Here is a 12,180-nt window from a genome sequence, read left to right on the forward strand (position 1 = left end):
ATTTTTAAATTATTTCTATATGCATGACGTAAAGTAATGTATTTTTTAACATACTGCCTGTATTTAATGTTTTTACAGATCCTGTAGCGGGACAAAGACGGAAGCGGCGATGGCTTCCCTTGAAGTCGCATGTGGCACAGTGGGCGGGAGCATGATATGGAGTTTGCGGGCAAATACGATTACATCATCATCGGCGCCGGCTCGGCCGGCTGCGTGCTGGCTAACCGGCTGAGCGCCGACAGCCGGACTTCGGTATTGCTGATCGAGGCCGGCGGCAAGGACGATTATTTGTGGATACATATCCCGGTCGGCTATCTGTACTGCATCAACAATCCGCGCACCGACTGGATGTATCGCACCGAGCCGGATGCCGGCCTGAACGGACGCAGCCTGATTTATCCGCGCGGCAAGGTGTTGGGTGGCTGTTCCTCGATCAACGGCATGATTTACATGCGCGGGCAGGCGCGCGATTATGACCAGTGGGCCGATTTGACCAGCGACGACAGCTGGTGCTGGGACAATGTCTTGCCGTTCTTCAAGAAGAGCGAAGACCATTACAAGGGCGCCGATGCGATGCATGGCGCCGGCGGCGAATGGCGGGTCGAGCGCCAGCGTCTGTCGTGGGAAATCCTGGATGCATTCCGCGCTGCGGCCTTGCAGTGCGGGATTCCGAACACCGACGATTTCAACCGCGGCGACAATGAAGGTTGCGGTTATTTCGACGTCAACCAAAAGCGCGGCGTGCGCTGGAACACCTCGAAAGCCTTTCTGCGGCCGGCCGCCGGCCGCCCCAATCTGGAAATCATGACCGGCTGCCAGGTGCGCCGCTTGCGCACTGCGAGCGGGCCGCAAGGCGTGGTCTGCAACGGCGTGGAATTCGTCGGCGGCGGCAGCGAATGGTTTGCCGAATCGGCTTGCGAAACAATCTTGGCTGCCGGCGCCATCGGCAGTCCGCAGATCCTGCAACTGTCCGGCATCGGCCCGGCCGCCTTGCTGCGGCAGCACGATGTGCCGCTGGTGCTGGATGCGCCGGGCGTCGGAGAAAACCTGCAAGACCATCTGCAGATCCGCACCGCGTTCAAAATACAGGGCGCGAAAACGCTCAACATGATGGCCGGCAACTGGTTCGGCAAGATGAAGATCGGACTTGAATACGCGCTGTCGCAGAGCGGCCCGATGTCGATGGCGCCGTCGCAGCTGGGCGCGTTTACCAGGTCCGACCCGAGCCAGCCCAGCGCCAACCTGGAATACCATGTGCAGCCGCTGTCGCTGGAGAAATTCGGCGAACCGCTGCATCCGTTCCCGGCCTTTACCGCCAGCGTGTGCAATTTGCGCCCGACTTCGCGCGGCCACGTGCGGATCAAGTCCAGTTTGGCAATGGTTGCGCCGAAAATCACTCCGAATTACTTGAACACGCAGGAAGACCGCAGGATAGCCGCAAGTTCGCTGATGTTGACGCGCAATATCGTCGCCGCGCCGGCGCTGCAGAAGTACGCGCCGCAGGAATTGAAGCCCGGCGCGCAGTTTCGCAGCGAGGCAGAACTGGCGCGCGCGGCCGGCGACATCGGCACCACCATTTTCCATCCGGTCGGCACCTGCAAGATGGGGCGCGACGACGATCCGCTGGCGGTGCTCGACAGCAGGCTGCAGGTGCGGGGCGTGGCCGGCCTGCGGGTGGTGGATGCTTCAGCGATGCCGGCCATTACTTCCGGCAATACCAATGCGCCGACCATCATGATTGCGGAAAAAGCGGCCGTCTGGATACGCGAGAGCCGGAATTTCTGATTTATTCCGGTACGTGTTTCTACTGTATTACCGGGTATCAATTAATGTTGTATATTTAAAAAAAATAATATGCAAACGCCGTTGTAAGTTACCTGCAGCAAGGAGACAAGATGGGCGATGTTATTTTGGAGACGAAGAACCTGACCAAGGAGTTCAAGGGCTTTACCGCCGTTGATAATGTAAATCTGCAGGTGCAGCGCGGCCATATCCACGCGCTGATCGGGCCGAATGGCGCCGGCAAGACCACTTGTTTCAATCTGCTGACCAAATTTCTGACCCCGAGCGCCGGACAGATCCTGTTTAACGGGCACGATATCACCGCCGCCAAGCCGGCCCAGATCGCGCGCCAGGGCATTATCCGCTCGTTCCAGATTTCGGCAGTTTTCCCGCACCTGAGCGTACTGGAAAACGTCCGCATCGGCCTACAGCGCGCACTCGGCACTTCCTATTATTTCTGGAAAAGCGAAGCCAGTCTGGCGCAACTCAACGACCGGGCGATGGCCTTGCTGGCGCAGGTCGATCTGACCGAATTCGCTGCCAGTGTGACGGTCGACTTGCCTTACGGCCGCAAACGGGCGCTTGAAATCGCCACCACGCTGGCGATGGAACCGGAACTGATGCTGCTCGACGAGCCGACCCAAGGCATGGGACACGAGGATGTCAGCCGCGTTACCGACCTTATCAAGAAAGTTTCCAGCGGCCGCACCATTCTGATGGTCGAGCACAACATGAATGTGGTGTCCGGCATTTGCGACCGGATTTCGGTGCTGCAGCGCGGCGCGATTCTGGCCGAAGGAACGTATGCGCAAGTCTCCACGAATCCCAAAGTCATGGAGGCGTATATGGGTTCAGCCAGTGCCGAGTTGGCGGGAGCGCACTGATGGAGCAGAACGCACTGGAAATCACCGGCTTGCATGCCTGGTATGGCGAATCGCACATCCTGCACGACATTAACTTATCGGTCCGGCAGGGCGAAGTGGTCACGCTGCTGGGACGCAACGGCGCCGGCCGCAGCACCACCTTGCGCGCAATCATGGGTCTGACCGGAACCCGCAAGGGTTCGATCAAGGTCGGCGGGGTCGAAACCATAGGCATGCCGACCCACCGCATCGCCCATTGCGGCATCGGCTATTGCCCGGAGGAGCGCGGGATATTTTCCTCGCTGTCGGCGGAGGAAAACCTGCTGCTGCCGCCGTCGCTGTCGAAAACTGAGCAGGGCATGTCGGTGGCGGAAATCTACGCGATGTTCCCGAATCTGGAAGAGCGCAAGTCCAGCCAGGGAACCCGGCTCTCGGGCGGCGAGCAGCAGATGCTGGCGGTGGCGCGGATTTTGCGCACCGGCGCCCGCTTGCTGCTGCTCGACGAGATTTCCGAAGGTTTGGCACCGGTGATCGTGCAGGCTTTGGCGCGCATGATCACGACCCTGAAATCGAAGGGTTATACGATCGTGATGGTGGAGCAGAATTTTCGTTTTGCCGCGCCGCTGGCGGACCGGTTTTATGTGGTCGAGCATGGTCAGATTGTCGAGGCTTTTGCCGCCAGCGAATTAAGCGCAAAGATGCCGGTGCTGAATGCGCTGCTGGGAGTGTAGTTTGGCACGTTGCTGGTCGGGTAGTTGTTTTCAATCACGGGAGAAGACATGAAAATTAAAATCAAAACATTGGCGCTGGCAGTTTCAAGCATCATGAGCGTCGGCTTTGCTGCCAGCGCCAATGCGCAGGTGTCGGGCGATACGGTGAAGATCGGTTTCATTACCGATATTTCGGGTCTGTATTCCGACATCGACGGCAATGGCGGGGCGGAGGCGATCAAGATGGCGATTGCCGACTTCGGAGGCACCGTGCTCGGCAAGAAAATCGAACTGGTGACTGCCGATCATCAAAACAAGGCCGACATTGCGGCCAGCAAGGCGCGCGAATGGTTCGACCAGCAAGGCGTCGATGCGCTGATCGGTGGCACCAACTCCGGCACCAGCCTGGCGATGGCGAAGATCGCGCAGGAAAAGAAAAAGCCGTTCATGGCAATTGGCGCCGGCAGCGCCCGTTTGACCAATGAAGAGTGCTCGCCGTACACCATCCATTACGCTTACGACACCGTGGCGCTGGCCAAGGGCACCGGTTCGGCGGTGGTCAAGCAGGGCGGCAAGTCGTGGTTCTTCCTGACCGCCGATTACGCGTTCGGCCATTCGCTGGAAAGCGACACCGCGAATGTCGTCAAGGCCTCCGGTGGTACGGTATCGGGCGCGGTCCGGCATCCGCTGTCGGCTTCCGACTTCTCCTCGTTCTTGCTGCAGGCGCAAACCTCGAAAGCGCAGATTCTCGGTCTGGCCAACGCCGGCGGCGACACCATCAATGCGATCAAGGCCGCCAACGAGTTCGGCATCAACAAGACGATGAAGCTGGCCGGCTTGCTGATGTTCATCAACGATGTACATTCGCTGGGGCTGAACCTGACGCACGGCATGTATTTGACTGACAGCTGGTACTGGGATCAGAGCCCGGAGTCGCGTGCATGGGCTAAGCGCTACTTTGCAAAAATGAAGAAAATGCCGTCCAGCCTGCAAGCCGGCGACTATTCGGTAGCGATGCACTACCTGAATGCGGTCAAAGCCGCCGGCACCGACGATGCCGACAAGGTGATCGCCAAGATGAAGGCAACCAAGGTCAATGACATGTATGCCAAGAACGGCACCATCCGCCCGGATGGACGGATGGTGCACGACATGTTCCTGATGCAGGTCAAAACCTCGGCCGAATCGAAATACCCGTGGGATTATTACAAGGTGGCGCAAACCATTCCCGGCGACCAGGCTTTCACCACCAAGGCCGAATCGAAGTGCGTGCTCTGGAAATGACGCATGCGCCGTATGATGCAGCAGATGCGATGTAATCCAGCATGATCCGGCCGGCGCATTGGGGTCTGGTGCGCCGTTTTTCTTCTCTATCCCTCGGGATGATTTTTACTCTCTGTTGACATGGATATTTTCGGCATTCCCATGCAGGCGATGTTGAGCCAGCTGCTGTTAGGCCTGGTCAACGGTTCGTTTTACGCGATGCTGTCGCTCGGTCTGGCAGTCATTTTCGGTTTACTCAATGTAATCAATTTTGCCCACGGCGCGCTGTACATGATGGGTGCGTTTTTCGCCTGGATGGGGATGAATTACTTCGGCCTGAATTACTGGGTCATGCTATTGCTGTCGCCGTTGCTGGTGGGCGTGATCGGCATCGTGATCGAGCGCACCATGCTGCGCTGGCTGTACCAGCTCGACCATCTGTATGGACTGCTGCTGACGTTTGGCATCACGCTGCTGGCAGAAGGCATATTCCGTTCGTTTTACGGCGTCTCCGGCCAGTCCTACCCGGTGCCGGACGCGCTGGCCGGCGCCACCAACCTTGGCTTCATGTATTTGCCGAATTACCGGGCCTGGGTGGTGCTGGCTTCGCTGCTCGTATGCTTCGCGACCTGGTTCGTGATCGAGAAAACCAAACTCGGCTCTTATTTGCGCGCCGGCACTGAGAACCCCAAGCTGGTGGAGGCATTCGGCATCAACGTGCCGCTGATGGTCACGCTGACTTACGGCTTTGGCGTTGCGCTGGCGGCCTTTGCCGGGGTGCTGGCGGCACCGGTGATACAGGTATCGCCGCTGATGGGTTCGAACTTGATCATCGTCGTGTTTGCAGTGGTGGTGATCGGCGGCATGGGTTCGATCCTGGGCTCGATCCTGACCGGCCTGGGACTGGGGGTGATTGAAGGATTGACGCGGGTGTTTTACCCGGAGGCTTCCGCCACTGTGGTGTTTGTCATCATGGCGATCGTGCTCATGATTCGTCCTGCTGGCCTGTTCGGTAAAGAGAAATGATATGAACAAGCAGAAAATTGGCTATGGAATTGCGCTGATCCTGGCATGCATCGCACCGCTGGTGCTGTATCCGATCTTCCTGATGAAGGTGTTGTGCTTCGCGCTGTTTGCCTGCGCCTTTAATCTGCTGATCGGCTATACCGGATTGTTGTCGTTTGGCCATGCGGCATTTTTCGGCGGCGCCGGCTATGCTGCCGGCTATGCATTAAAGGTCTGGGGCTTGCCGACGGAACTCGGCGTGCTGTTCGGGGTGCTGGTGGCGGCGGCCATTGGCCTGCTGATGGGCGCGCTGGCGATTCGCCGCCAGGGCATTTACTTCACGATGATCACGCTGGCGCTGGCGCAGATGTTTTATTTTTTCTACCTGCAAGCACCGTTTACAGGCGGCGAAGATGGTTTGCAGGGCGTGCCGCGCGGTTCTTTGCTGGGCTTGCTGGACCTCGGTAACGACAGGATTCTGTATTACGTGGTTCTGGCGATTTCGGTCGCTGGTTTCGCGTTGATCGTCAGGATAGTGCATTCACCTTTCGGCCAGGTGTTGCGGGCCATCAAGGAGAATGAGCCGCGTGCGATCTCGCTCGGCTACGATGTCGATCGCTACAAGTTGCTGGCGTTCGTGCTGTCGGCCGCGCTGGCCGGTCTGGCCGGCGCCACCAAGACCATGGTGCTGGGCTTTGAAACCCTGACCAATGTCCACTGGACCATGTCCGGGCTGGTGGTCCTGATGACGCTGGTGGGCGGCCTGGGCACCGTTGTCGGGCCGATCATCGGCGCCATCATCATCATCGCGCTGGAAAACAAGCTCGGCAGCCTCGGTTACTTCCTGTCGTCAGTAACCGGGATCGAATGGTTTCAGTCGCTCGGTGACTCGGTGACGATTGTTACCGGACTGATTTTCATCATTTGCGTACTGGCATTCCGGCGCGGCATCGTGGGTGAAATATTGGCCCATTTCAAGCGTTCGCCGGCATCCTGATGCTTTTCATCGCCGGCAGCATTTCACAGCGCAGGTGAGTTCGCAGCATAGCCTCATCTGCCAGCCGATCGAGGTCATTGCTAGTTGATACCGGACCGCCGCCAACAGGTGCCGGTGCCGGCAGTAATCTGCTGCGTTGCAACAAACAAGCCTTGCGCGCGTTTCCCGTTCGCCAATAGGATCGGTCAGCCCATGTCCCGCGGCTACCTACGAATCGGCGAACGACTCTCTGGCCAGCATTGCGTCGGGCAGCATGTGTAGATGTGCTGCCAAGTCGTGCCGTTGGCGCAGGCGGTAATCCTGTTGTGTTGCAGTATTGCCGGCGCGTGTCAGCATATTTAGAAGATTTTTTCGAGTATCTGCGTGGCGTTAATCAGCGATTGGATGCAGAGAATCATTGTTTCACGTGAAACACATGCACCAATCTTCTTCGGGAATTCGAATGCGGCAAGGATGCTGGCTGAAAAAACCTTATAATTCTGCTTCGTTCACGTCGCCCTGAGGCGCACTATGTATTTTCCCAAAGAGTTTGATGTCCTTGTTATTGGTGGCGGTCATGCAGGCACCGAGGCTGCGCTTGCCTCGGCTCGCATGGGGCAAAAGACGTTATTGCTTACCCATAATATTGAAACCCTGGGCCAGATGTCTTGTAATCCATCGATTGGTGGCATTGGCAAAGGGCACCTGGTACGCGAGGTCGATGCAATGGGCGGTGCGATGGCGATCGCGACCGACGAGGCAGGTATTCAGTTCCGTATCCTGAACTCATCCAAAGGTCCGGCGGTTCGCGCTACCCGGGCCCAGGCCGACCGGATTCTGTACAAGCAGGCGATCCGTTCTCGGCTGGAGAATCAGCCCAACCTGTGGCTGTTCCAGCAGGCGGTCGACGACTTGCTGGTGGAAGGCGATCGGGTGGTTGGCGCGGTAACTCAGGTCGGTATCCGCTTTCGCAGCCGGGCGGTGGTGCTGACTGCCGGTACCTTCCTGGATGGAAAAATCCACGTTGGGCTGAATAATTATGCGGCCGGCCGCGCCGGCGACCCGCCGGCAATTTCGCTGTCGGCCCGCTTGAAGGAATTGAAGCTGCCGCAAGGGCGGCTGAAAACCGGCACACCGCCGCGCATCGATGGTCGCACCATTGATTTTTCCGTGATGCAGGAGCAGGGGGGCGATCTGGATCCGATTCCGGTTTTTTCCGTGATGGGCACAGCCGCCATGCATCCGGTCCAATTGTCGTGCTGGATTACGCACACCAACGCACGCACGCATGACATTATTCGCGCCGGACTGGATCGCAGCCCGATGTATACCGGCGTGATCGAAGGCGTCGGGCCGCGCTATTGTCCATCGATCGAAGACAAGATCCACCGTTTTGCCGACAAGGCGTCGCACCAAATCTTCCTGGAGCCGGAAGGCTTGACCACCAACGAGTTTTATCCGAACGGCATTTCGACCAGCCTGCCATTCGATGTGCAACTGTCGCTGGTGCAATCGATGCGCGGACTGGAAAATGCCCACATCCTGCGTCCCGGCTATGCGATCGAATATGACTATTTCGATCCGCGCGGGCTGAAAGCGTCGCTGGAAACCAAACTGATTCGGGGGCTATTCTTTGCCGGGCAGATCAATGGCACCACCGGCTACGAAGAGGCGGCAGCGCAGGGCATGCTGGCCGGCCTGAACGCCGCATTGCAGGTGCAGGAGCGGGCGGCCTGGACTCCGGGGCGCGATCAGGCCTATCTGGGGGTGCTGGTCGATGACCTGATCACCAAGGGCGTGCAGGAGCCGTACCGGATGTTTACCAGCCGTGCCGAATACCGGCTAAGTTTGCGCGAGGATAACGCCGACATGCGCCTGACAGAAATCGGTCGCACGCTGGGTTGCGTCAGCGATGCGCAGTGGATCCGCTTCGAGCAAAAGCGCGAAGCAATCGCGCTCGAACTGCAGCGTCTCAGGTCAACCTGGGTTAGCCCGCGCATGCTGGCCGACGCAGAAGCGGTGCGGGTCCTCGGCAAGGCGATCGAGCGCGAATATTCGCTGGCCGATCTGCTGCGCCGGCCGGACGTCAGTTACGACCGGCTGATGACTCTGGCCGGGCTGGAAGGGCAGGGCCTGGCTGCATTCGGGGCACTGCAGGAAGACCAAGCCGAGTTGAAGGAGCAAGTTGAGATCCAGCTCAAGTATGCCGGCTATATCGAACGCCAGGCCAAGGAAGTGACGCGCCATGCGCATTTCGAGCAATTGATCCTGCCGACCGAGTTCGATTATCTGGAAGTCAACGGGCTGTCGATGGAAGTCAGGCAGAAACTCAACTTGCAGCGCCCGGAAACACTGGGCCAAGCTTCGCGTATTTCCGGTATCACCCCGGCTGCGATATCGCTGCTGCTGGTGCATCTGAAAAAGCGCGGATACAACCAGTTCGTCGCGCCGGCGACAGACAACCAGCCAGAGGCTTGAGGATTTCATGCAAGGATTCGATCGTATTGCGCTGACAGGCACGCTGGTCCAAGGTGCGATTGCTCTGCAACTTGACTTGAGCGAGCGGAAAATCGCGTTGCTGATGGATTATCTGGCCCTATTAATCAAGTGGAATGCGGTCTACAACCTGACTGCGGTGCGCGACCCGGGCCAGATGGTGACCCAGCATGTGCTGGATTCGTTGGCTGTGGTGAGCGCCTTCGACGGCGTGAAAAATGTGCTGGATGTCGGTGCCGGCGGCGGCCTGCCTGGCATGGTGCTGGCAATTGCGCGGCCTGAGATGCAAGTTGCCATGATCGATACCGTGCACAAGAAAACCGCTTTCTTGACTCAGGTCAAGGTGGAGCTCGGCTTGTCGAATGTAACCGTGCATACCGCGCGGGTCGAGCAACTGCAGGTGGCGCACCCGTTCGAGGCCATCACTTCGCGCGCGTTTGCCGAGTTGGCTGACTTCGTCAACTGGTCGGGCCATTTGCTGGCCGCGGGCGGCCGTTTCATCGCCATGAAGGGCGTCTATCCGCAGCAGGAGTTGGCGCGCCTGCCTGCCGGCTGGCTAGTGCGGGAAGTACGGACGTTGACGGTGCCGGGGCTGCAGGCCGAGCGGCATCTGATTTTTATCGGGCGCAGTGCAAATTGAGCCGGGATTGCCGGCTCTGGGCCACGAAAATACTGGATGAAGGAAGTCTATGTTCGGCATAACGAATTACCCCGGTTTTATCCTGGCGGTGTTGGTGTTTCTGGCGATTCCCGGTCCCGGCTTGCTGGCCATTCTTGCCGCGACCGGGAAGAATGGAATGCGGGCCGGATTTGCCAGCACGCTGGGAACCATGGTGGGCGATTGGCTGCATATGCTGCTGGCCGGGATTGGCGTGGCGGCCTTGTTGCAAGCCAATCCGGCTATCTTCAAGGCAATACAATATGCCGGTGCTGCCTATCTGATGTTTATCGGAACCGGCTTGCTGGGAGCCAGACAGGTTGGATCGAGCTCGGTCAGTGAGAGCGTGAATCCTGGCGAACACTATTTCAGGCGCAGCTTTCTGATAACGCTGCTGAACCCGAAAGCGATCGTTTTTTACATGGCGTTTTTTCCGCTTTTTATCGATCCGGCCCGACATCATGGCGCATTGACCTTGCTGGTGATGGCTGCAACGGTCAGCCTGATCACTATCCTGTTCTGTTTTTCCTGCGTTGCAGCGGTCCATGCAATGGCAGGAAAGCTGAAGCGAAATCCGCGCATCTCCAAAATGGCGCATCGTGCTGCCGGTCTGTTTTTGATCGGTTTCGGTATCAAGTTGACGATTAACTAAAGCGATTCCATGGCAAAAATCTTCTGCATCGCCAATCAAAAGGGCGGGGTCGGTAAAACCACCACTACCGTGAATCTATCTGCCGGCCTGGCAAAAATCGGTCAGCGCGTACTGCTGGTCGACCTCGACCCGCAGGGTAATGCAACCATGGGCGCCGGCATCAACAAAGCCAAGCTGCGCGCGTCGGTCTATGAAGTGCTGCTGGGCATGTCGGATGTGGCGGCGGCGCGGCTGGCTTCCGAAGCCGGCAAGTTCGACGTGCTGCCGGCCAATCGGGAGCTGGCCGGGGCCGAAGTTGAAATGGTCGAGTTGGAAAACCGGGAAAAGCGTCTGAAGGATGCATTGGCGCTAGTGGCGGCAGAATACGATTTCATCCTGATCGATTGCCCGCCGGCGCTGTCGATGCTGACCCTGAATGGCTTGTGCGCCGCGCACGGCGTGATCATCCCGATGCAGTGCGAATATTATGCGCTGGAGGGGTTGTCGGACTTGGTCAATACCATTAAGAAAGTCCATGCCAACCTCAACCCTGAACTCAGCATCATTGGCCTGCTGCGGGTGATGTTCGATCCGCGCATGACCTTGTCGCAGCAGGTCTCGACCCAACTAGAACAGCATTTCGGCGACAAGGTTTTCAAGAGTATCATTCCGCGCAATGTGCGCCTGGCGGAGGCACCTTCCTACGGTATGCCCGGGGTCAACTTCGATGTTGCTTCAAAAGGGGCGCAAGCCTACATCGCCTTTGGCACTGAGCTGGTTGAACGCATCAAATCAATGTAAAGAGCAATTATGGCGACGAAAAAACAAAAAGGACTGGGACGCGGTCTTGATGCCTTGCTGGGCGGCTTGAATGACCCGGATGCGCAATCCTCTGCGGCCGGAGTTCCTTCCTCGCTATCGGTTTCGCAATTACAGGCTGGAAAATATCAGCCGCGCACCCGCATGGACGAGGGTGCGCTGGACGAATTGGCCGCCTCGATCCGGGAGCAGGGCTTGTTGCAGCCAATTCTGGTGCGGCCGATCGGGCGTGAAAACGGTGCCGAAAAATTCGAAATCATTGCCGGTGAGCGGCGTTTCCGGGCGGTGCAGCTGGCCGGACTCGACACCATTCCGGTACTGATCAAGGAAGTTGACGATCAGGCTGCAGCCGCCATGGCCCTGATCGAGAACATGCAGCGCGAAGATCTGAACCCTCTGGAAGAAGCGCAAGGGATTCATCGCCTGATTACAGAATTCGATTTCACCCACGAACAGGCGGCCGTTGCGGTCGGACGTTCACGCAGTGCGGTTTCAAACCTGCTGCGTCTGATCAATCTCGCGCAACCAACGCAAACCATGCTGATGGCCGGCGATATCGACATGGGCCATGCGCGCGCCTTGCTGGCAGTCGACGCCGCAACCCAGATCACGTTGGCCAATGCCATCGTGGCCAAGCGCATGTCGGTGCGGGAGGCGGAAAAGCTGGTGCAGCGCACGCTATCGGAGCAATCCGAAACGCCGCACGGAAATGGAAAAAGCCGGGAAAAATCGCGCGACATTATCCGGCTGGAGGAGGAATTATCCGATTTGCTGGCGATGGCGGTGAGCATCAAGAGTAGCGTCAAAAACCGCGGCCAGCTGATTATCGATTTTGCCAGCCTTGATGCGCTTGATGGTTTGCTGGCCCGTTTGCGCAACTGAGTTCGCAGGCCTGAATTGTTCGCGGATTATCCATGCATATTTTTAACATTGTGCAGTGTATTTTAAATATGCAATGAATATCAGCGGAATTCCAG

The 12,180-nt window shown here is 58.0% G+C and carries 12 protein-coding genes; 11 read left to right on the plus strand and 1 reads right to left on the minus strand.

Going from position 1 to position 12,180, the window contains the following annotated elements; all coding sequences use genetic code 11:
- Positions 1-156 precede the first annotated feature (156 nt).
- The 6 genes from HMCN_RS0105740 (at position 157) to HMCN_RS0105765 (ending at position 6,620) form a co-directional block, all read left to right on the plus strand.
- A complete protein-coding gene (locus tag HMCN_RS0105740) occupies positions 157-1,785 on the plus strand; it encodes a GMC family oxidoreductase (protein ID WP_025916478.1) in 1,629 nt (542 codons plus the stop codon).
- Between the two features lie 110 nt (positions 1,786-1,895).
- Positions 1,896-2,666 (plus strand): ABC transporter ATP-binding protein, encoded by a 771-nt coding sequence (locus tag HMCN_RS0105745; RefSeq protein WP_025916479.1) that lies wholly within the window; start codon positions 1,896-1,898, stop codon positions 2,664-2,666.
- A complete protein-coding gene (locus HMCN_RS0105750) occupies positions 2,666-3,376 on the plus strand; it encodes an ABC transporter ATP-binding protein (RefSeq protein ID WP_025916480.1) in 711 nt (236 codons plus the stop codon). Before HMCN_RS0105745 ends, HMCN_RS0105750 begins: the two co-directional genes overlap by 1 nt.
- 54 nt (positions 3,377-3,430) lie before the next feature.
- Positions 3,431-4,639, plus strand: coding sequence for an ABC transporter substrate-binding protein (locus tag HMCN_RS0105755; RefSeq protein ID WP_025916481.1), 1,209 nt, complete (start codon positions 3,431-3,433; stop codon positions 4,637-4,639).
- Positions 4,640-4,759: 120 nt separating this feature from the next.
- Complete coding sequence (locus tag HMCN_RS0105760) at positions 4,760-5,644, plus strand: branched-chain amino acid ABC transporter permease (protein WP_025916482.1); 885 nt, start codon at positions 4,760-4,762, stop codon at positions 5,642-5,644.
- Position 5,645: 1 nt separating this feature from the next.
- A complete protein-coding gene (locus tag HMCN_RS0105765; RefSeq protein WP_025916483.1) occupies positions 5,646-6,620 on the plus strand; it encodes a branched-chain amino acid ABC transporter permease in 975 nt (324 codons plus the stop codon).
- A gap of 207 nt (positions 6,621-6,827) precedes the next feature.
- Here the strand turns inward: HMCN_RS0105765 and HMCN_RS19980 are convergent, their stop codons facing one another.
- Positions 6,828-6,956, minus strand: a complete 129-nt coding sequence (locus tag HMCN_RS19980) for a hypothetical protein (RefSeq protein WP_255342423.1) — start codon at positions 6,954-6,956, stop codon at positions 6,828-6,830.
- 174 nt (positions 6,957-7,130) lie between these two features.
- On the opposite strand from HMCN_RS19980, the gene mnmG reads away from it, so the two are divergent.
- Genes mnmG through HMCN_RS0105790 form a run of 5 tightly spaced genes read left to right on the plus strand, consistent with a single transcriptional unit; the run spans position 7,131 to position 12,085 of the window.
- Positions 7,131-9,077: a tRNA uridine-5-carboxymethylaminomethyl(34) synthesis enzyme MnmG gene (gene mnmG / locus HMCN_RS0105770; protein ID WP_025916484.1), complete on the plus strand. Its 1,947-nt coding sequence runs from the start codon at positions 7,131-7,133 to the stop codon at positions 9,075-9,077.
- A 7-nt stretch (positions 9,078-9,084) separates the two neighbouring features.
- Positions 9,085-9,735, plus strand: coding sequence for a 16S rRNA (guanine(527)-N(7))-methyltransferase RsmG (gene rsmG / locus HMCN_RS0105775; RefSeq protein WP_025916485.1), 651 nt, complete (start codon positions 9,085-9,087; stop codon positions 9,733-9,735).
- Between the two features lie 49 nt (positions 9,736-9,784).
- Positions 9,785-10,405, plus strand: a complete 621-nt coding sequence (locus tag HMCN_RS0105780; RefSeq protein ID WP_025916486.1) for a LysE family transporter — start codon at positions 9,785-9,787, stop codon at positions 10,403-10,405.
- Positions 10,406-10,414: 9 nt separating this feature from the next.
- Positions 10,415-11,185, plus strand: a complete 771-nt coding sequence (locus tag HMCN_RS0105785; protein ID WP_025916487.1) for a ParA family protein — start codon at positions 10,415-10,417, stop codon at positions 11,183-11,185.
- 9 nt (positions 11,186-11,194) lie between these two features.
- Positions 11,195-12,085, plus strand: coding sequence for a ParB/RepB/Spo0J family partition protein (locus HMCN_RS0105790; protein WP_025916488.1), 891 nt, complete (start codon positions 11,195-11,197; stop codon positions 12,083-12,085).
- The last annotated feature ends 95 nt before the right edge of the window (positions 12,086-12,180 follow it).

It is taken from the genome of Herminiimonas sp. CN, assembly GCF_000622895.1.
In the GTDB taxonomy this organism is placed as follows: Bacteria; Pseudomonadota; Gammaproteobacteria; order Burkholderiales; family Burkholderiaceae_D; genus AVCC01.

Excerpts from the sequence above, each read along its gene's own strand:
- HMCN_RS0105740 (WP_025916478.1), top strand. The coding sequence starts at position 157 with ATGGAGTTTGCGGGCAAATACGATTACATCATCATCGGCGCCGGCTCG.
- HMCN_RS0105745 (WP_025916479.1), top strand. The coding sequence starts at position 1,896 with ATGGGCGATGTTATTTTGGAGACGAAGAACCTGACCAAGGAGTTCAAG.
- HMCN_RS0105750 (WP_025916480.1), top strand. The coding sequence starts at position 2,666 with ATGGAGCAGAACGCACTGGAAATCACCGGCTTGCATGCCTGGTATGGC.
- HMCN_RS0105760 (WP_025916482.1), top strand. The coding sequence starts at position 4,760 with ATGGATATTTTCGGCATTCCCATGCAGGCGATGTTGAGCCAGCTGCTG.
- HMCN_RS0105765 (WP_025916483.1), top strand. The coding sequence starts at position 5,646 with ATGAACAAGCAGAAAATTGGCTATGGAATTGCGCTGATCCTGGCATGC.
- HMCN_RS19980 (WP_255342423.1), bottom strand. The coding sequence starts at position 6,956 with ATGCTGACACGCGCCGGCAATACTGCAACACAACAGGATTACCGCCTG.
- mnmG (WP_025916484.1), top strand. The coding sequence starts at position 7,131 with ATGTATTTTCCCAAAGAGTTTGATGTCCTTGTTATTGGTGGCGGTCAT.
- rsmG (WP_025916485.1), top strand. The coding sequence starts at position 9,085 with ATGCAAGGATTCGATCGTATTGCGCTGACAGGCACGCTGGTCCAAGGT.
- HMCN_RS0105780 (WP_025916486.1), top strand. The coding sequence starts at position 9,785 with ATGTTCGGCATAACGAATTACCCCGGTTTTATCCTGGCGGTGTTGGTG.
- HMCN_RS0105785 (WP_025916487.1), top strand. The coding sequence starts at position 10,415 with ATGGCAAAAATCTTCTGCATCGCCAATCAAAAGGGCGGGGTCGGTAAA.
- HMCN_RS0105790 (WP_025916488.1), top strand. The coding sequence starts at position 11,195 with ATGGCGACGAAAAAACAAAAAGGACTGGGACGCGGTCTTGATGCCTTG.